This window comes from Aeromonas sp. TS_SC_11 (assembly GCF_057318915.1).
The window spans coordinates 734,348-753,340 of record NZ_CM170470.1 but is presented as its reverse complement, the minus strand read 5'-3'; the positions used below and the strand labels follow the sequence as shown (position 1 = coordinate 753,340).

The 18,993-nt window shown below is 60.6% G+C and carries 20 protein-coding genes; 8 read left to right on the top strand and 12 right to left on the bottom strand.

All coding sequences use genetic code 11. The features are described 5' to 3' along the window. Positions 1-48: 48 nt before the first annotated feature. On the bottom strand, positions 49-1,188 hold the full coding sequence (locus AC1P02_RS03495) for a hypothetical protein (protein WP_485184109.1): 1,140 nt from the start codon (positions 1,186-1,188) through the stop codon (positions 49-51). Positions 1,189-1,403: 215 nt separating this feature from the next. Between AC1P02_RS03495 and AC1P02_RS03490 the strand changes: the two genes are divergently transcribed. Further along, a complete protein-coding gene (locus AC1P02_RS03490) occupies positions 1,404-1,730 on the top strand; it encodes a YnjH family protein (protein WP_059169388.1) in 327 nt (108 codons plus the stop codon). Positions 1,731-2,275: 545 nt separating this feature from the next. Here the strand turns inward: AC1P02_RS03490 and AC1P02_RS03485 are convergent. Then, the gene (locus tag AC1P02_RS03485) at positions 2,276-3,724 is read right to left on the bottom strand and encodes a catalase (RefSeq protein ID WP_485184106.1); all 1,449 of its coding nucleotides are present in this window, start codon (positions 3,722-3,724) and stop codon (positions 2,276-2,278) included. Positions 3,725-3,885: 161 nt separating this feature from the next. Here AC1P02_RS03485 and AC1P02_RS03480 point away from each other — a divergent pair, with 161 nt between their 5' ends. Both AC1P02_RS03480 and AC1P02_RS03475 read left to right on the top strand, forming a co-directional pair. Beyond that, the gene (locus AC1P02_RS03480) at positions 3,886-4,371 is read left to right on the top strand and encodes a GNAT family N-acetyltransferase (RefSeq protein WP_087756699.1); all 486 of its coding nucleotides are present in this window, start codon (positions 3,886-3,888) and stop codon (positions 4,369-4,371) included. Further along, complete coding sequence (locus tag AC1P02_RS03475; RefSeq protein ID WP_485184104.1) at positions 4,368-5,228, top strand: AraC family transcriptional regulator; 861 nt, start codon at positions 4,368-4,370, stop codon at positions 5,226-5,228. Before AC1P02_RS03480 ends, AC1P02_RS03475 begins: the two co-directional genes overlap by 4 nt. 125 nt (positions 5,229-5,353) lie before the next feature. Here the strand turns inward: AC1P02_RS03475 and AC1P02_RS03470 are convergent, their stop codons facing one another. Both AC1P02_RS03470 and AC1P02_RS03465 read right to left on the bottom strand, forming a co-directional pair. Continuing rightward, entirely contained in the window at positions 5,354-6,253 is a 900-nt protein-coding gene (locus AC1P02_RS03470) for a DMT family transporter (protein WP_219614942.1), read from the bottom strand. Positions 6,254-6,444: 191 nt separating this feature from the next. Next, positions 6,445-6,885 carry a DUF2214 family protein gene (locus tag AC1P02_RS03465; RefSeq protein ID WP_005316642.1) on the bottom strand — a complete coding sequence of 147 codons (441 nt, stop codon included), beginning with the start codon at positions 6,883-6,885 and terminating at the stop codon, positions 6,445-6,447. Positions 6,886-6,994: 109 nt separating this feature from the next. Here AC1P02_RS03465 and AC1P02_RS03460 point away from each other — a divergent pair, with 109 nt between their 5' ends. Then, positions 6,995-8,605, top strand: a complete 1,611-nt coding sequence (locus AC1P02_RS03460; RefSeq protein ID WP_485184101.1) for a sensor domain-containing diguanylate cyclase — start codon at positions 6,995-6,997, stop codon at positions 8,603-8,605. 38 nt (positions 8,606-8,643) lie between these two features. Here AC1P02_RS03460 and AC1P02_RS03455 read toward each other — a convergent pair whose 3' ends face one another. The 6 genes from AC1P02_RS03455 to AC1P02_RS03430 form a co-directional block, all read right to left on the bottom strand. Next, positions 8,644-9,303 carry an HAD family hydrolase gene (locus tag AC1P02_RS03455; RefSeq protein ID WP_265434487.1) on the bottom strand — a complete coding sequence of 220 codons (660 nt, stop codon included), beginning with the start codon at positions 9,301-9,303 and terminating at the stop codon, positions 8,644-8,646. An 85-nt stretch (positions 9,304-9,388) separates the two neighbouring features. After that, positions 9,389-10,396: an ABC transporter ATP-binding protein gene (locus AC1P02_RS03450; RefSeq protein ID WP_429180467.1), complete on the bottom strand. Its 1,008-nt coding sequence runs from the start codon at positions 10,394-10,396 to the stop codon at positions 9,389-9,391. Positions 10,397-10,402: 6 nt separating this feature from the next. Beyond that, positions 10,403-11,179 (bottom strand): ABC transporter permease, encoded by a 777-nt coding sequence (locus AC1P02_RS03445; protein WP_059113360.1) that lies wholly within the window; start codon positions 11,177-11,179, stop codon positions 10,403-10,405. Next, a complete protein-coding gene (locus AC1P02_RS03440; protein ID WP_265455370.1) occupies positions 11,172-12,068 on the bottom strand; it encodes an ABC transporter permease in 897 nt (298 codons plus the stop codon). Before AC1P02_RS03440 ends, AC1P02_RS03445 begins: the two co-directional genes overlap by 8 nt. Continuing rightward, entirely contained in the window at positions 12,068-12,901 is an 834-nt protein-coding gene (locus AC1P02_RS03435) for an alkaline phosphatase family protein (RefSeq protein WP_485184097.1), read from the bottom strand. Before AC1P02_RS03435 ends, AC1P02_RS03440 begins: the two co-directional genes overlap by 1 nt. Positions 12,902-12,910: 9 nt before the next feature. Further along, positions 12,911-13,957 carry an ABC transporter substrate-binding protein gene (locus AC1P02_RS03430; protein ID WP_212540207.1) on the bottom strand — a complete coding sequence of 349 codons (1,047 nt, stop codon included), beginning with the start codon at positions 13,955-13,957 and terminating at the stop codon, positions 12,911-12,913. Between the two features lie 232 nt (positions 13,958-14,189). Here AC1P02_RS03430 and AC1P02_RS03425 point away from each other — a divergent pair, with 232 nt between their 5' ends. Continuing rightward, positions 14,190-14,954, top strand: coding sequence for a UTRA domain-containing protein (locus AC1P02_RS03425; protein ID WP_485185413.1), 765 nt, complete (start codon positions 14,190-14,192; stop codon positions 14,952-14,954). A gap of 142 nt (positions 14,955-15,096) precedes the next feature. Here the strand turns inward: AC1P02_RS03425 and AC1P02_RS03420 are convergent, their stop codons facing one another. After that, on the bottom strand, positions 15,097-15,861 hold the full coding sequence (locus AC1P02_RS03420; protein WP_005316617.1) for a helix-turn-helix domain-containing protein: 765 nt from the start codon (positions 15,859-15,861) through the stop codon (positions 15,097-15,099). Positions 15,862-16,299: 438 nt separating this feature from the next. Then, positions 16,300-17,214: a LysR family transcriptional regulator gene (locus tag AC1P02_RS03415; protein WP_017411874.1), complete on the bottom strand. Its 915-nt coding sequence runs from the start codon at positions 17,212-17,214 to the stop codon at positions 16,300-16,302. 257 nt (positions 17,215-17,471) lie between these two features. On the opposite strand from AC1P02_RS03415, the gene AC1P02_RS03410 reads away from it, so the two are divergent. Genes AC1P02_RS03410 through AC1P02_RS03400 form a run of 3 tightly spaced genes read left to right on the top strand, consistent with a single transcriptional unit; the run spans position 17,472 to position 18,954 of the window. After that, positions 17,472-17,804, top strand: coding sequence for a hypothetical protein (locus tag AC1P02_RS03410; RefSeq protein WP_485184094.1), 333 nt, complete (start codon positions 17,472-17,474; stop codon positions 17,802-17,804). A 30-nt stretch (positions 17,805-17,834) separates the two neighbouring features. Continuing rightward, positions 17,835-18,521 (top strand): pirin family protein, encoded by a 687-nt coding sequence (locus AC1P02_RS03405; protein ID WP_021139925.1) that lies wholly within the window; start codon positions 17,835-17,837, stop codon positions 18,519-18,521. 40 nt (positions 18,522-18,561) lie between these two features. Beyond that, on the top strand, positions 18,562-18,954 hold the full coding sequence (locus tag AC1P02_RS03400; protein WP_005316605.1) for a DoxX family protein: 393 nt from the start codon (positions 18,562-18,564) through the stop codon (positions 18,952-18,954). Positions 18,955-18,993 lie beyond the last annotated feature (39 nt).

Genomic DNA, 18,993 nt, shown 5'->3' with positions numbered 1-18,993 from the left:
CGGGAGAGAGGGAGGGAAAACAGGCCATCGTATGATGGCCTGTCGGGATTATTTGAGCAGCGCTTCCATCTCTGCTTCGGCGGCGGCGCGCGCCTGTTCGCTCTGTCGCCGCGCAGCGTCGGCCTTGGCTGCTGCATCAAGGGTGGCCTTGCTGCTGCTCACTGCCTGCTTGGCGGGTTCGGCCACGGCCTTGTTGGCCTGCTGCTGCGCTGAGGCGGTGGCGCTGCTGACGGCTTGCTTGACGGGTTCGGCGACGGCCTTGTTGGCCTGCTGCTGCGCCGAGGCGGTGGCGCTGCTGACGGCTTGCTTGGCGGGGTCGGCGACGGCCTTGTTGGCCTGCTGCTGTGCCGAGGCGGTAGCGCTGCTGACGGCTTGCTTGGCGGGTTCGGCGACGGCCTTGTTGGCCTGCTGCTGTGCCGAGGCGGTAGCGCTGCTGACGGCTTGCTTGGCGGGTTCGGCGACGGCCTTGTTGGCCTGCTGCTGTGCTGTGGTGGTAGCGCTGCTGACCGCCTGCTTGGTGGATTCGGCGACGGCCTTGTTGGCTTGCTGCTGCGCCGAGGCTGTGGTGTTGCTGACAACTTGCTTGGTGGTATCCGCCATGGTCTTGCTGGCGCCTTGCTGTATTGAACCCAGCACATTGCCGAGTACAGAGGTGGTCGCTGCGGCCCCTGTCAGTACCTTGTTGGTATCGGTCAGAGCAGTGTTGGCACTGGATAGTGCGGTCGCAGCCGGTTTGGCTTGAGCCTGCCAGCCCTGCATCTCGGTTGGCCAGCTCGGTGTCGCTGCCGCCAGATTTTCGCCAAATACCTGAGGAGTTCCATCCCCCTTGAGCAGCATGACGGACATCTGGTTGGTCTGTGAGTTCCACACCATGCCAGCCTGCTTGGCTACATCCGGCATGGGGGCATAGCGGGAGACCACGTAGAACAGCGGGCCTTCCTGCTGCAGCTCGTTGGCGGTCTTGAGCAGTTGCATGGTGCTGTCGTAGTTGGGGCCCAGAATACTGGTCATCCGATCCTTGATGATGGGCTGTTCGAACAGATTGGCTTCGTTGGGATCGAAGCCCACCAGGGGTTTGAGCAGCGCCCACATCAGCTGGCTGGTCGGGCTCATCATCAGCAGGGGGGCAACGCAGGCGGACAACATCAGGCTCAGGCAGGCCGCCTGGAGCAACGGCATGATACGCATTGGGATAATATCCAAATAACGATTTGATAAATAAGGTTATATTTGTCGATGGATGACAAGTATACCGGGGTTTTCCTGCGCCGGTTTTGACGGGCGTGGGCAGGCGCTGGCAGGCTATCATACTGGGTTGGGAATGCCAGCCAGCGCTGGGCTTATTAATCAAGTTTGCGCCTGTTATGGTCGCCCGATACTGGTATCGCGCAAGGAGTGATGTCATGAATCGAATCAAGGGTGGTACGGCTTGCCTGTTGCTGGCCATGTTGGGGACGAGCGGCGTGGCAGCCGAACCGGTCAAGGTGACGCGGGCAGAGGTCGGGACCGAGTGGGTGTTGCCGTTGGGATCGCTGCCGGAACGGATTTGCTGGTATCAGGATCAGAAATATTCGCTGGGTGCCCGAATTCAACAGGGGAATCGCTGGCTGGAGTGTGGCCCGCAAAACGAGCAGGAGACCAATGGCCCACTGGCCTGGCGCTTGCCGCCTCAGGTGACGCCTGTGACCAGGGCTCCGTCGGATAGCGAGACAATTAGCCTGGGCCAGTGAGGCTTTTCTTGATCCAGCTAAAGACATGGACGTGATCTCTATCGCATAATGCGGCTCTTTCCTTCTCTTGGCTGGGACCTAAGAAATGGCTCGTCGCTCTTCCAATACTCAACGTCGTCGCAGTAACTGGTGGTATAAACGCCTGTTGGTACGGGAACGGGCAGAGCGCGAAGCGCGTTCCGTTCGGGATTGATACAGCATTGAAAACGGAGCTTGGGGCTCCGTTTTTTTATTTGCCATTTCAGCTGCAAGACTCGACGTGCGATGGATTCAGTCGTGGGCGGGTCGCTCTTCCTCCCTTTGCCATATCCAACGTCGTCGCAGTAACTGGTGGTATAAACGCCTGTTGGTACGGGAACGGGCAGAGCGCGAGGGCGCTGCGTTCGGGATTGATACAGCATTGAAAACGGAGCCTGGGGCTCCGTTTTTTTATTGCCGTTTCTGCTGCAAGACTCGACGTGCCGTGGGCTCAGAATTTATCCCGTGTACTGGGGTTGAAAGAAGGGGGCCCGCCGGCCCCCGTTCTTTTATTGCATCCTGGTCGCTTAGCGTTGCAGCGCAGCCAGTGCCAGCTCCACCCGCTTGGCGTACTCGGGGTCGGCCTGCTCAAGATGCCGGAGCTGGGCGACGACGATGGCGTCATCCTCCACGTTGATGAGGGAGCGTGCCATATTGGCGGCGAGGCGCGAGCGCTGTCCCTCGTCCATGATGCGGAACAGCTTGCCCGGCTGGCTGTAGTAATCGCTGTCGTAGTCACGGAAGTCGTAGTGCAGGGCAGCCCCTTCCAGACTCAAGGCCGGTTCGTGCTGCTCGCTCGGCTGCTGAGTGCCAAAGCGGTTCGGCTGATAGTTGGGGCTGGCGCCGCCATTGCTGTCGCTGCGCATGGCGCCATCACGATGGGCACCGTGGTGGAACGGGCAGCGCGGAGCGTTCACCGGCAGCAGGCCGTGGTTGACCCCGAGGCGATAGCGCTGGGTGTCGCCGTAGGAGAAGAGCCGTCCCTGCAGCATGCGATCCGGCGAGAAGCCGATGCCGGGCACTACGTTGGCCGGGGTGAACGCCGCCTGCTCCACGTGGGCGAAGTAGTTGTCAGGGTTCTGGTTGAGCTCCAGTACCCCCACCGGGATCAGCGGATAGTCGCTGTGCGGCCACACCTTGGTGAGGTCGAACGGATGGATCTGGTAGCTCTGGGCGTCGGCCTCCGGCATCACCTGCACATAGACCTTCCAGCGCGGGAAGTCGCCCCGCTCGATGGCATTGAACAGATCGGCCTGGCTGGTCTCTCTATCCTGACCGACGACATTGGCCGCCTCTTCATCTGTGTAGAAGCTGTGGCCCTGCTCGGTCTTGAAGTGAAACTTGACCCAGAAGCGTTCGTTGGCGTCGTTGATAAAGCTGAAGGTGTGGCTGCCGTAGCCGTTCATCTCCCGCAGACTCTTGGGAATGCCCCGATCGCTGAACAATATGGTGACCTGATGCAGGGATTCCGGGTGGCGTGACCAGAAGTCCCAGGCGGCAGTGGCACTGCGCAGGTTGGTGCGCGGATCCCGTTTCTGGGTGTGGATGAAGTCGGGGAATTTCAGCGGATCGCGGATGAAAAAGACCGGGGTGTTGTTGCCCACCAGATCCCAGTTGCCCTGCTCGGTGTAGAACTTGAGGGCGAAGCCGCGTACGTCCCGCTCGGCATCGGCAGCCCCCTTCTCACCGGCTACGGTGGAGAAGCGCAGGAAGACCGGGGTCTGCTTGCCGATGGCGTTGAACAGGTCGGCCTTGCTGAACGCGCTGATGTCGTGGGTCACGGTAAAGGCGCCGTAGGCGCCCGAGCCTTTGGCGTGAACCACCCGCTCGGGAATGCGCTCGCGGTCGAAGTGGGCGAGTTTCTCCATCAACCAGATATCTTGCATCAGCACGGGGCCGCGGGGACCGGCAGTAAGGCTGTTGTTGTTGTCGACGACGGGGGCGCCGTTGGCACTGTGCAGTGTCTTGTCAGTCATGAATGTCTCTCCTTGTTGATAGGGGTCAGCCTACGGATCCCGCTCCTCATGGGCCAATGGGCCTTTCCTAGCCCTTTGATAGGTATCGCAAATGGGTATTGTGGGGGGATGACCCGGCACTGGTGATGGGGCATGATGAAAGTCAGCCAAAGGAGCCCTATATGCAGATTACCGTCCGTCATGCCGAACCCACCGATGCCCCCGCTTTGCGGGATCTCTATGCCATGCCTCATGCTCAGGCCGGTACACTGCAACTGCCTTATCCAGCGTTGGGGGTCTGGCAGCAGCGGCTGGAAAACAGCGGTGTAGTGGCGCTGGTAGCGGAGGTGGATGGTCTGCTGGTGGGCCAGATCTCATTGCATATGGAGCCCAATCCCAGGCGCAAGCATGTGGCCTGTATCGGTATGGGCGTGCGAGATGACTGGGCAGGGAAGGGCATAGGTTCGGCCCTGCTGGGCGCCGTGCTGGAAATGGCCGACAACTGGCTCAATCTGCGGCGCATCGAGCTCACCGTCTACCGCGACAACGCCGCCGCGCTGGCGCTCTATCGCAAGTTCGGGTTCGAACAGGAGGGGCTGGCTCGCGGTTATGCGTTTCGCCAGGGCGAGTATGTGGATGCGCTCTACATGGCCAGGATCCGCCCGTGATCGACTACCGTCGTAGACTCATCCCAGTGCTGCGGGCGCTGGAGCAGGATCCGGATCTCTCCATCGAGGCGCTGGCGGATCGGGCCTGCCTCTCCCTCTACCATTTTCACCGCGTGTTCACCGCAGTGGCGTGCGAGGCGCCGGGGGAGATGTGTCGGCGCCTGCGCATGCAGCGGGCTGCCTGGCAGCTCTGTTACACGGACGCCAGTGTCACGACCATAGCGTTGGGGGCGGGCTTTGCCAGCTCACAGGCGTTTGCCAAGGCATTTCGGCGTCACTACAGCTGCACGCCGGGGGCGTTTCGCCGGGACAAGAGCAAGAATGGACACCTGTTGAGCAAGGATGGACACGCCAGCGACCTGCAGCTCCCTTATGCTGAAGACCACTCATCAGCAAGGAGCAACACCATGAAAACCATCGAGATGGATGCCCGCACCCTGGCCTATATTCGCGTCACCGGCCCCTATGGCGAAGGGTATGACCCTGTCTGTGGTCAACTGCACCAGTGGGCGAGTGCGCGGGGTCTGGCGCAGGGGGAGTGGATTTTCATCTACCACGACAACCCGGAAGTCACGCCGCCGGCCCAGTGCCGCACCGACATAGGTGTGACAGTGCCGGCGGGTACGGTCGGGGCAGGGGAGGTCGAGATCCAGCTTATTCCCGCCGGTCGCTACGCCCAGTCCCGCTATCTCATCACGGACCGCAGTCAGTACGGGCCGCGTTGGCAGGAGCATGTCGGCGATATAGTCGCCGCCGGGTTGGCGTTCGGTGACGGGCCCTGTTTCGAGCTATACCACAGCGTGAGCAATGACCCCTTGCGTGACGACGTCAGCTTCTGCTCCAGCGTTCAACGCTGAGGGGGCCGGGGTCGACTACAGCAAAACGCAACATTGTGAGTGCAACAACGAGTGCAATAAAAAGAGGAGCCGATATGGCTCCTCTTTTTGACTTCGTTCTATGCAATACCGCTCGCGCCGCGCCGTTAGCCCTGCTTCGGCAGGCGATCCTTGCGCGATTTCCACCACCAGCGCAGGCGCACCTGAGAGATGAGCATGCCTGCCAGCATCAGGGCACAGCCGACGATAGCCCGTTCATCGAGGATTTCGCCAAGCAGCAGCACACCGCCGATGGCGGCGAATACCGTCTCCAGGCTGAGGATGATGGCTGCGTGGGCAGGATGGGCACCGCGCTGACCCACCACCTGCAATGTATAGCCGACTCCGACCGACACCAGACCGGCGTAAAGCAGCGCCTGCCACCCGGCCACGGCACCGCTGACTGTCGGCATCTCTATGGTGAAGGCGACGGCCAGGCTGAGCAGACCGCACACCAGGAACTGCACACCCGCCAACCGGATCGGCGCGACCCGGCTCGAGTAGTGATCCAGCACCAGCAGGTGAATGGCCCAGAACAGGGCGCCAGCGACTTGCAGCAGGTCGCCATAACCTATGGTGAAGTCCTCGGTCACGCTGAGGTAATAGAGCCCCGCCATGGCGATGAGGGCGCCGACCCAGGTATTGGTCCCTGTCTTGTGACGCAGGGCCAGCCCGATCACCGGCACCAGTATGATGTAGAGACCGGTTATGAAACCCGCTTTGGCAGCCGTGGTATAGAGCAGCCCCACCTGTTGCAGGGAGGCGGCACTGAACAGCACGGCTCCGGCGAGCAGGCCCCCGGTCAGCAGCAGGCGACGATCTTCGGACTGGCCCGCGGGCTGGCGAGACTTGAGCCACCACAGCAGTGGCAGCAGGGAGGCGGCGCCGAGCAGGAAGCGCAGGCCATTGAAGGTGTAAGGCCCCATGTGATCCATCCCCAAGCGCTGGGCGACGAAGCCCAACCCCCAGATGGCGGCGGCCATCAATAACATCATGTTCGAACGCATACGGATTCATCCCTGAGAAAGTGGCGGGCGCCCATCCTCACGGCGCCAGCCACCAAGATAACCGTCTGCGGGGGGATTTGTCTTTAGCGGCTCGCGAGTTTGGCTCGTCAGAGCGGGTTTATGCGGAGAGAGAATGGCTATGCAGGATCCGTATCATCAGCTATCGCGGCTGAATGAAGACTGGTATCACATCAGCTATTGGCAAGGCTGGCCAGCAGAGGGATCAGGGCGAGCAGCAACAGATTACCTCGCAGGATCCAGATCACCCAGAACTGCTGCTGGATGGAGACCATGGGGGCCCGGCCATGGCGCAGGGAGCGGCGCCAGCGATAGAAGAGGCGGCTGGGGTAGCCGAAACTGATGGCCATCAGGAAAAACAGCAGCAGCTTGGTCCGATAGCCAGGGTTGGCGAGCAGTATTGCGGGTTGGTCCGGGTGAGCGAGCACTTGCAAGACACCCGTGATGAAGATGAGTAGCAGGGCCAGTGCTGCCAGACCGTCGGCCAGCAACAGCTTGCGTACCTGCTCGATGGACATGCCGCGCCGGAACAGGAAATACTCGGAAGTGATCGCCCCTGTCAGGGTGATCACGGCGCAATAGTGCAGCGCCATCAGCAGGTCCGGGTTCAGCATCCGTGACAGATCCTTCTGATTAATAACATAGTGAGCTTCCTTTTGGACGCCATCCGGTCGGGCTGATATTCTGACATTACATCATGTCTGGTGGTAGCAGGAGTCCTGTTTGGGCAAGCGTGTCGTCTCCAAAAAAACCTGGTCTCTGGTTGCCAGAATGCGGCTGGGTTTGCTGCTGCTGTTCATTCCCGTTTTGATGCTGGGCGGCATCTACTATCTGCACATGGAACGCAGCCTGCAAAACGAGTTGCAGCAGCGTCTGCTCGCCACCAATCACCAGCTGCACCATGTCTTCATCGAGCCCTATCTCCACGAGATGGAACGACAGTTTACGCTGATCTATGACCAGGTGAAGGTGGACGATATCAGCGGCCCCCGCCTGCACAACACAGAGTCCTACCTGAAGGCCTGGCAGCTTTACAAGGGAGTCATGGCTGACCTGATCTACATCTATGTCGGCACGGCCGAGCGCCAGATGCTGATCTACCCCGAATGGCAGGCAGATGCCCAGTTTGATCCCAGAGTTCGCCCCTGGTATCAGCTGGCCAGCCAGCATGTGGGCGAAATGGTCTGGACCGAGCCCTACTACGACTACATCAATGGCAATCTGGTCATAGCGCTGGCGCGGGCCCTGACTGACCAGAGTGGCAAGGTGCAAGGGGTCTTTGCGGTCGATGCCATTCTGGCGCCTTTCTCGGCCCAGCTGAACCGGCAGGCGGACAATGGTTACCAGATGATCGTCAACCAGTCAGGCAAGGTGCTGGTACACCCGGATCCCGCCCGGTTGCTCAAGCCCATGGACCATCCTCAATGGCTTTCCCGTTTCAATCGGGAGGACGGCATCTTTCTGGACAAGGATTCCCAGCTGTTTGTGGCTTACAGCAAATTGCCGGAGCGGAACTGGGTGCTCATCAGCGTGCAACCCGCGGCCAGTGTTCAGGCGGTGGTCGACAGGGTCTCTCTCAACGTATTGCTGATGGTGGCGCTGGCCTGCGTGCTCTATGTGATGCTGGCGCTGGTGTGGTCCCGCTATTTTCGCCGCATGCTCAATGAGATTTCCTCCATGATCCGGGCCAGCCGGACCCAACCCGACGATGTGCCCCAGGGGGGAATGCAGGAACTCAAGCATGTCTATGCCGAGTTGGCCGAGGCGGGCAAGGATTATCACGAGGCCCGCCAGCAGGCCAATCTGGACAAGCTGACCGGCCTTTACAACCGTCGTTTCTTCGACGAGCGTTTGAATCGCCTGCTGATTGAGCGCCAGCCCTTCTGTCTGGCCATGCTCGATCTCGATAACTTCAAGCTGGTCAACGACACCTATGGCCACCAGACCGGGGATGTAGTGCTCAAGCGAGTGGCACAGCTGGGTATGCAACTGCTGGGGGATCACGGTTGGGTCTGCCGTTACGGCGGGGAAGAGCTGGTGGTGCTGATGGCGAATCCGGACATCCACTTCTGCCAGATGCTGCTGGAGCAGTTTCGCAAGGGGGTGGAGTCACTGGATTGGCGTGAACCCGGCCTCAAGATCACCTTCAGTGGCGGGCTGGTGGCCAGCGGCGAGATAGCGCATGGCAAGACCCTGTTGGCGGTGGCCGACGCCGAGGTCTATCACGCCAAGCGCGATGGCAAGAACCGCATCTATCTGGGCAGCCTGCACGAAACGGTCGCCGAGAAGGGGATCCCGCCCAACGACAGCGTGTTGAGCAACGAAGAGGCCTGAAGGCCTCTTCTTCATTCAGCTGGCCAGCTGCCAGTCATTCAGCAGGCCAGTTGCCAGTCGAGGGTGGGCCAGTCGTGTTCGGCGGCGACTTGCCGCAGGCCGGGGGCCGGATTGACCGCATGGGGGTGGGCCACGGCCTTCAGCAGCGGCAGATCGTTGTGGGAGTCGCTGTAACCAAAGCTCTCCTGCCAGGGGGCTGCATCTGTGGCAAACAGCTGGTTGATGCGTACTACCTTGCCCTCCTGAAAACTCAGGGTGCCGCGGGTCTGGCCGGTCAGCCGACCCTCCTCTTCATCCAGCAGTATGGCGACGCAGTGATCCATCCCCAGCATCTGCGCCATGGGCGCCACCAGATGCTCGCCAGAGGCCGAGATCAGCACTAGCGTGTCGCCACGCTGACGATGCCACTCGATGCGTGCCAGCCCTTGGGGGTAGATCCGCTCCCGCAACACTTGCTCGGCGAAGTGTTGGCACTGCTGGCCGAGCCACTGGCGTGATTTGCCCACCAGGGGTTGCAGGGTGAACGCCATGTACTCCTGCATATCCATCTTGCCCTGATGGTAGAGAGACATCATGGCCTGCTCCTCGGCGATCATGCCCGCTGGGGCCAGCTCCTGAGCCACCATGTACTCCAGCCAGAGGCTGGCGGAATCCCCGGCAATCAGGGTCTCGTCCAAATCAAACAGTGCCAGCGCCATGCCTGCTCCTAGCTATCCATAACTGTGATGATTGACGGGCGGCATGTTGGCCGCTCGCCGATATAAATGGGGTGTAATCCATCGCTTATGCTACCTCACACAGCTGATCCCGGGCCACCGCCAGGGTGACGGCCGTGCCCACCGGCAACAGGTCGCGAGCTGAGCGATTGAGGGTATCCACCGTCAAGAGCCCCGCTTCGCACTCCACCTGATAGCGGATGATGTTGCCGAGCAACTGCTGCTGGCGAATGACGCCGGGCAGGCCGGGATCAAGGCTCTGCTCCCCCGCTGGCAGCAGGTTGATGGACTCGGGGCGCAGCGCCAGAGTGCCGTGAAAACGGGGGCCGAACAGTGACTTGGCCTGCTCGGGGGCCAGCAGGTTGTAGTGGCCGATAAAGCTCGCCACGAACTCGCTGGCAGGACGGGTGTAGATCTCTTCCGGGCTGCCGCTTTGCACTATCTCCCCCTTGTTCATCAGGAACACCCGATCCGACATGGTCAGCGCCTCTTCCTGGTCGTGGGTGACGAAGATGGTGGTGAGCTCGAGCCGCTGCTGGATCTCGCGGATCTGCAATCGCAGGCTGCGGCGGATGCGGGCATCCAGCGCAGAGAGGGGTTCATCCAATAGCAGGATCCGCGGTCGTACCACCAGGGCACGGGCGAGGGCGACCCGCTGGCGCTGGCCGCCGGAGAGCTCGCCCGGATAGCGGCGCTCGAAGCCATCCAGCTCCACCAGGCTGAGAGCCTCCTGCACGCTGGCGGCCAGCTCCCGTCCCGGCTGGGGCTTCATTTTGAGGCCGAAGGCCACGTTGTCCCACACCGTCATGTTGGGGAACAGGGCATAGCTCTGGAACACCATGCCGATGCCACGCTTCTGGGGCGCCTGCCAGGTGATGTCCTCACCGGCCACCCGTACCTGACCGCCATCCACCGGCGTCAGCCCGGCCAGCGCCCGCAGCAGGGTGGATTTGCCGCAGCCGGAGGGACCGAGCAGGGTCACCAGTTCCCCCTTGCGGATGCCGAATTCAATCCCCTCGAACACCTTGGTCTCGCCGTAGGATTTGTGCAGTTGGGTTACTTCTAGATGGAACATATGGGATCACCGATGGAATCTGTTCGCCGCCCAGGTGAGCAGCAGGGTCAGCAGGAAGTAGCTCATCACCAGCGCACTGGTGAAGTGGCCCGAAGTGGCACGCATGTTGTAGAGATAGACCTGCAGGGTTTCGTAACGGGTGCCCACCAGCATGTTGGCGAACACGAACTCCCCAAGTAGGAAGGAGAGCGACAGAAACAGCGCCGCCAGCAGTCCCTTGCGCAGATTTGGCAGCACCACCAGGGCGAAGGCGCGTGTGCTGCTTGCCCCCAGCAGGTGGGCGGCATCCATCAGATCTCTGAGCGGCACGCCCTGCAAGCTGTTGGCCAGCGCCCGATACATGAAGGGGAGCACCACTGTGAACCAGGTGCCTACCAGGATCCAGGGCGTACCGATAATCGGCAGCGGGCCGTCGGCGTAGATCTGCAGCAACCCCACCGAGGAGACCACGGGCGGCACCGCAAAGGGGAGCAGGATCAGCAGGTTCATCCAGGGATCCAGCTTGGGGAAGTAGTAGGCCACCACCAGCACGGTCGGGACCAGCACCAGGGTGCCCAGCAGCAGGGTAGCGAAACAGACAAACAGGCTGCGGCCGAAGGCAGCCAGGAAGCGCGGGTCCCCCCACAGTTGCAGATACCACTCCAGCGTGAAGCCGTCCGGCATCAGGGTTGCCCCCCAGCGGGTGGAGAGGGAGTAGAGCAGGGTCGCCAGCAGTGGCAGCAGCAGGGTTGCTACCAGGATGCTCAGCACCCAGCGCGGCCAGCTTGGTTGGAGTTCACTCATGGGAATTTCCCTTCGCATGGTAGCTGCGCTTGAGCAGCCATTGATTTGCCGCCGTCACCACGCCCAGCAGCACCATCAGGATCACCGCCAGCGCCGCCGCCAGATTGGGTTCGAGGAAGATGTCGCCGGAGACCAGACTGGCCACCCGTATGGTCACCAGGTTGAAGTTGCCCGTGGTGAGGGCATAGGCCGAGGCATAGGCTCCCACCGCATTGGCAAACAGAATGATGAGAGTACCGAGCAGTGCCGGCGTCAGCACCGGCAGTGCCACGTGCCACACATACTGCCTCTTGCTGGCCCCCAGCAGGGCGGCGGCCTGGGGCCAGTCATCCTGCAGTGCATCGAACGCCGGGTAGAGCAGCAGCAGGGCGAGGGGGATCTGGAAATAGGTGTAGATGAGGATGAGACCAGCCCCTGAGTAGAGGTTGAAACCGTCGATCCAGCCCCAGGATTTGAGCAGCAGTGTGATGGCGCCGTTGATGCCGAGAATGATGATGAAGGCGAACGCCAGCGGCACACCGCTGAAGTTGCTGGTCATGGTGACAAACGCCAGCAGGGCTCGCTTGACCCGCTCACCGCTCTGGCGCAGCGCTGCCGCCCCCAGGGTGCCGATGGCAAGCCCTGCCAGACTGGCGATACCGGCGATGCGCAATGAGTTGGTGAAGGATTGCAGGTAGAAAGGGGAGCTCAGGATCTCCCGGTAATGGTCCAGGCCCCAGCCTTCCGGGGTTTGAAAGCTGCCCACCAGCACCCACACCATGGGGGCGAGCTGGAACAGTATCATCAAGAGGAAAAATGGCAGCAGTACCAGCGCAGGCAGCCAGTGACGACGGGTTTGACGCGGGATCACTACTTGATCCGGCAGGATCCTTGTGGCGGCAGAAATCATCAGTGCACCTCGCGCAGGCAGGCAGCCTTGAGCAGCGGCAGGCCGCTTGGCTTGTCATGGGAAACGCCAAGCAAGTCGGCCATCAGGCCGCAGAGCTGGGTTTGTTGCAAGGCCGGTCCGGCAGGCCACTGGGCTACAAAGGCATCGCCAAACAGCCAGAGCGGCACAGTGCGCTCCTCGGGCAAGGTGCCGCCGTGGCTCAAGTCGTTGTTCATGCCGTGATCCGAGGTCACCAGCACCTGGTAGCCTTCCCCCAGCCACTGGGGCAGCAGATCGGCCAGCAGGCTGTCCATGCGGCGCGCCTGGTTGCGGTACTGGCGCGAGTCCAGGCCAAACTTGTGGCCCGCATCGTCCACTCCCATGGGGTGGATCAGCAGAAAATCGGGATCATGCTGGGTTCTGAGCCATTCCCCATCCATCAGCAGATGGCTGTCGGGGTAGCTGTCATCCCAGTAGAAGCAGCCGTGCTGGATCGGCAGCTGCTCATCATGGGTATAGCGATCCCGCAATGCGAGCCAGGGAGTGCAGTTATAGAGCTCGCTCACCCAGTAATAGGCCGCGGCTGCCGTGCGTTTGCCGCCGGCTCGGGCGAGATGGAAGATGGATGCATGCTGGCTCAAGCGACTGACACCATTGTGGGTGATGCCGCTGGCCACTGGCGGTACGCCGGTCAGGATGCACTCGTAGAGCGGCCGGGATAGGGAGGGCAGGGCACAGCTCAGGGTCGTATACAAGCCGCGCTCTGCCTCCACCATGCCTGTGAGGTAGCCCATTGTGTGGGCTACCTCGGCAGACAGGCCATCCACAAGTACCACTATCACCTTGTGTTGCACAGGATCCCCTTACTGCATGTTGATCATGACGGTTTCTTGCCACTGGCGCGGCAGGGCCTTTGAGCTCTGTTCCCAGGCGGCATGATCGCTGACCGGCTTGGCATTGGCATACTGCTCGGCAGGCAGCAGCTTGGCTTTCACGTCATCCGGCAATACCACATTGCTGCGGATGGGACGGGCGTAGCCACGGGCCAGGTTGATTTGACCTGCGTCCGAGAGGATGTATTCCCGCGCCAGCTTGGCGGCGTTGGGGTTCTTGGCCCACTTGTTGATGATGGTGGTGTAGCCGGCGATGACGGAGCCGTCGCTCGGGATAACCACATCAAACTTCTTGGGGTCTATCTTGTCGCGGTAGTTCAGTGCGTTGAAGTCCCACAGCACACCCACTTCCACTTCACCCTTCTCGATATTGGCGATGGAAGGGTCGTTCAGGGAGAGGCGTCCCTGTTTGGCCAGCTGGCCGAACAGCTCGAGCGCGGGTTTCAGGTTCTTCTCGCTGCCGCCGGTGGCATAGGCCGCCGCCAGCACGCCGTTGTTGGCCTGGGAAGCGACGCCCACATCACCCAGAGTCACCTTGTAGTCACCGCCGAGCAGGGATTGCCAGCTGGTGGGGGCGGCCTTGACCAGATCCTTGTTGATCAGGAAGGCGATGGTGCCGGTATAGGCCAGCATCCAGTGACCGTCCGCATCCTTGGCCCAGTTTGGAATGTCTGCCCAGGTGGAGGGTTTGTAAGGCTGGGTAACCCCCTGCTTGACCGCCACCGGACCGAATGCACCGCCCACGTCACCTATGTCGGCGGTGGCGTTGGCCTTCTCGGCGGCGAACTTGGCGATCTCCTGGGCCGAACTCATGTCGGTATCCTGATGCTTGATGCCGTAGATGCTGCCCAGTTGCTGCCAGGTGTCCTTCCAGTTGGCCCAGCTGTCGGGCATGCCGATGCTGTGGAGCTGGCCTTCGCCGCGGGCGGCCTTCTCAAGATCCGCGATATTTTCGGCGGCAAAAAGTGGTTGGCTGATGGCCACCAGGGCCAGTGCACTTGCGATCACGCTTTTCATCATCCCATCCCTCTGGACTAGGTCAGTTAAGGTTCGAGAGGGATGCTAGAGGGGGAATATGACGGTGACGGGGCGTTTTGATGGCAGTTTGATGACAATTGGGCTGTCACGGCACTGTCATCCAGACGGGTTACAACTCAGGGCCAATAGACGCTGGTCTACTCCAGCGGTGAACAAACCTGAATGACCAGGGGATGTGACAGTGACTGAGTTGCGATTGAGCGAGCAGGGTATGGCCGCTGGCCGGAGCCCCTCCAAGTGTGAACAGATTTGCCAGACCCTGCGCCGCTATATCGGCAGCGGCCAGCTGGCGGCGGGGCAGCAGCTGCCCGCCGAACGGGCCTTGAGCGAGCGCTTCGCCACCACCCGCATCACCATCAAGGAGGCGCTCTCCAGCCTCGAAGCGGATGGCCTTATCTACCGGGCCGAGCGGCGTGGCTGGTTCGTGGCACCGCCCAGACTTACCTATGATCCCGCCATCCATACCCATTTCCACCAGTGGATCGGCGAGCAGCTGCGTATCGCCGAGACCCGGGTGCTGGCCCACGGCAGCGCCCTGGCCAGCAGCGAGTTGTGTCACTGGATGGGGCTGGATCCCTTCACACCGCTTTACGAGATCCGCCGCTTGCGCCTGATCGACGATCGTCCCGTGCTCCACGTCAGCCACCATCTGCTGGCCAGTCGCTTTCCCGATATCGCCAGTGCGCCGCTGGCCAGCTCCCTCACCGAGCTTTATCAGCAGCGCTATGGCATAGGCCAGGGCGGGGCCAGCCTCGAGATCACTCCCTCGGCGGCGCGGGGCGCCATAGCCCGCTCCCTCAATCTGGCGGAAGGGAGCCCTGTGCTGCGGCTGGTACGGGTCAACTATGACGAGAGAGGGGGGCTGGTGGATTGCGATATCGAGCACTGGCGGCCGGATGCGATCCGCATCTGTCTGGATACGCGGGCGTTGCAGCCGGTCGCAGGCAGATCGCAGACAGTTCAACTAACAGACTAAAGGGGCGCCAGAGCACAGACGGGCACAGTGGCCATCCGTATCTGTCTGGATATGCGGATGTTGCGGATAATGGCCGCAAGAGGGTCTGAATTGCCGCTATCGAGCTGACCAAATCAGACGGATCCCGCAGGATCCGCCGGGATCAGTTGTCGATATTGGGGATTAGGTCGTCGAAGCTCTGATAACCGCAGTCCGCCAGCTGCAGCGACATTGTGTAGGTCTTGCTGCCCTCCCGCTGGCCGATGGCGGGGCGGTTAAGTTTGAGCTCCTGATGCCAGTACTCCTTCATCCGCTCGATTAGTGCCATGGCCTCGCTCTCGTCCAGATGAAGCTGGCACAGCGCCATGTAGTTGTTGGACTTGTGCATGTTCTCCACCAGATAGTCCCCCAGCACCGACATGGCCTGGCGCGCCTGCTGGCGGGCGAAGCGACTGTGCTGCTCGAAGCTGATGCGCTCGCTGATGAGGAAGTGGTAGCTGTTGTCGATGCCGAGCTGCAAGATGCCGAGTTTCTCCAGCTTGCGCAGGTAGAGGTAGCAGGAGGCATCGGTCAGGCTGTACTCCCGCTTGAGATCGATCAGGGTCTTGTCGCGCCAGAAGATGTTGGCGAGAAAGGCGTAAAGCCCCGGCTCCTTGTGAAACGCCTCATCCTGCTCCTGGGTGAAGACGGCCCGGCGGCTCTGGGCATCCTGGGTGCGGTCCAGCAGCTCCTCGAACGAGAGTCCCACCAGGTGGCATATCTCCAGCAGGGTATCGAACGGCAGGGAGGGCTTGTTCATCATGCGTTTGACGGTGGCGATGGAGACGCCCATGGCTTCTGCCAGGGTCTGATAGCGGATCCCCTTGTCGGTCAGGGTCTTCTTCAGGGTGTCGAGAATGTGGTTGGCCAGGGTCTGGCTATAGGTCATGCAACTATTCCTTTATCTGCATCTTTATGTTGTGTCAGAAACTGAGTTCTTTTTTGGTTATGGGCTCAGATATTGACACTTAAAAAAACCAGAGGAAATAAACCCATTGAAAACGATTGAAATGGCCAGACCAGTTAGCGATGAAGGTTGCAGATAGTGATACTCAGCGGTGCATATCCTTCAACCGTTCAACATTTTACTGGTGATGCATAAAACATCGCGCATAATTCAAAACGAATCGGATTCAAGACCTTCCTGGTTGAGAAAACGATTGTTTGCTTCCAATTTAAGGGTTTTTTAAACCGCAAGGTTTTTATTCTTTCCTGGCATTGAGCGGAACTCGCAAGAGGTCCGCTTTTTTTCTTTTCCCCGAATTTGAGCCCGCCGTCAAGCAGAGGCGAGCGCCGCCTCCGTTTGTCATGCTGAGTGTTCCCCCTCTTACTCTCCCTTGCAGGGAAACAGTTTGGGGATCTCCCGCACCAGCCAGCTCTTGGCCTTGCCCATGGTATCGCGGCGCCAGGCCAGCACGACCTGGATCTGGTGACGATATTCGGGGCTGATCACCTTGAGCCGACCGGCCTTGATATCCTCTTCTATCCAGCTCAGTGGCATGGTGCCGACGCCGATCCCTGCCAGCAGGGCGTCACGCTTCTCTGTCATTGTGCTGACGGTGAGGCGTGGCTGCTTGTCCAGCAGGCGATAGGTGAGCACGGGTTTGCGCAGTGCAGAGTCGGCTACCGCTATGGCGCGGTAGCGGCGCAGCGTCTCGTCCGCCAGGGGCTCGGGCTCCCGATGCAGCGGATGATCCGGGTGGGCGACATAGAGCATCACCTCTTCCTGCAGCGCCTGATGCTTGATGCCGGTCATCATGATGTCAGGGTTGAGAGAGGAGATGAGCAGGTCTGCGCGGCCATCTTCCAGACACTCCCAGCTGCCCGCCAGCACTTCGGCGCGAAACCTCAATCGGGTATCCGTCAGCTCGGCCAGTCTTTCAACCAGGGGATAGAGCGCCTGTACCGGCACCAGGGCATCAACGGCTATGGTGATGTCGGTTTCCCAGCCCCGGGCCAGCGCCCGGGTTTCGCCCACCAGATGTTCGGCCGCCTCTAGCAGCACCCGGCCCCGTTCCAGCAGCATGCGGCCGGCCGGGGTGAACTTGGTTCTGTGGCCGCTGCGATCAAACAGCATGGCGTCCAGCTCGTCTTCCAGCTTCTGTACCGTGTAGCTCAGCGCCGAGGGGACCTTGCCCAGCTCGTCGGCGGCCGCCGCGAAGCTGCCGCGGCGATCGATGGCGTCCAGCACCCGGATCGCCTCCAGGGTCAGCGCCCGTTCCTTGTTCGATTCCTTGGCCATTTCATACCTTCAATTTTTTTGAACATGTTTGCCAGTTTATCTCGCTAACAACTTAGGCCAAGTCACTTTAATATTCAATCAACGCTTAGGCAGGAAGGCCGAGCGGCCAAATAAAAGGTAGTTCCGGGCTGTGACATCGTAAATCAGGATGTCTGACTTCGGTGAAAGAACAACACACTATTTGAATAACCTCTTGCACGGATGCATTGATTCTGGCCAAACCGGCCCAGGCAATGACACAAATACCAAGAGAGTAAATGAACATGAAAAACGTAATCAAGATGTTGGCCGTTGCAGGCCTGATGACTGCAGGTTTTGCACAGGCTTCTGTTCCTGCCGACCTCAATGCCGCACCGGGCGTGCTGTTTATAAACTGGCATGCAACCGCTGCGATGGATGGCAAGGCCAACCCCATGCTGGAAGTGCGCGATGAGTCCGGTGATCTGGTTGCCTCTGTCCACGCCAATCTGATGGGCGCTCAGCAGGTGAAGATACCAAGCCGCACTCAGGGCAACCTGACCGTCAGCCTGGGTGATCAGAGCAGTGACTACCGCATCCCGTTCGGTCTGGGTGACGGCCGCCAACGTTAATCGACCTATTTGGTACGTGAGGAGCACACCATGATGCAATTGAGAGCCGCAGAAGCGCGCGGCAAGGCCAACTTCGGCTGGCTGGATGCGCGCCACAGTTTTTCGTTCGGGCACTACTATGACCCGGACTGGATGGGACACTCGGTGCTGCGGGTCATCAACCAGGATCTGGTGTCACCCGGTGGCGGCTTCGCCACTCACCCTCACGCCAACATGGAAATCCTGACCTGCGTGCTGAGCGGCACCATAGAGCACAAGGACAGCCTCGGCCACGCCGAGCAGATACCGGCAGGGGATTTCCAGCTGATGAGCGCCGGGTCCGGCATCCGTCACAGCGAGTACAACCCCTCGCAGACGGAGCCGCTCTCCCTGTTGCAAATCTGGATCGAGCCGAACGAACACGGCACGGCCCCCGGTTATCAGCAGAAGAAGATTGAAGCCAACCCGGGATTGACGCTGGTAGCGTCTCCGGATGGCGAAGCAGGATCCTTCAGGATCCGCCAGCAGGCCCGCGTATGGCAGTTGCAGCTCGAACCCGGTGAGAGTCTCACCTGGGCACTGGCTGGCCGACACGGTTACCTGCAGATGATTTCAGGGGAGCTGACCGCCAACGGTCTGGCTGCCCGACCTGGCGACGGGGTACTCAGTCGTGATGAACCCAAATGGGATCTGGTGGCAACGAGTGCCAGCCAAGCCCTGTTATTTGACCTACCCTGAAGCAGTCAGCGGTGATTTGACGTAAAACGAGGAATTTGAAATGGACAAGATGAAAGATATGGCACTGCTGGTGGGTCGTGTACTGCTGGCGCTGATGTTTGTGATGGCAGGCTGGAGCAAGATCGGCGGTTATGCCGGTACTCAGGGTTATATGGAAGCCATGGGCGTGCCCGGGTTCATGTTGCCGCTGGTGATCTTGCTTGAGCTGGGTGGTGGTCTGGCGGTGGTCTTGGGCCTGTTTACCCGCAGCATCGCCGTATTGCTGGCCGGTTTTACCCTGATGGCCGCCTTTATTTTCCACTATCAGCCTGCGGATCAGATGCAGATGTTGATGTTTATGAAGAACGTCTCGGTGGCCGGTGGTTTCCTGGCCCTGGCGGCGGCCGGTGCAGGGGCGTTCAGTCTGGATGCCCGCCTCGGCAAGAACTGGTAATACCCTGAAGGTTCAAGTTTTCCAACGCCTTTTAGCCGG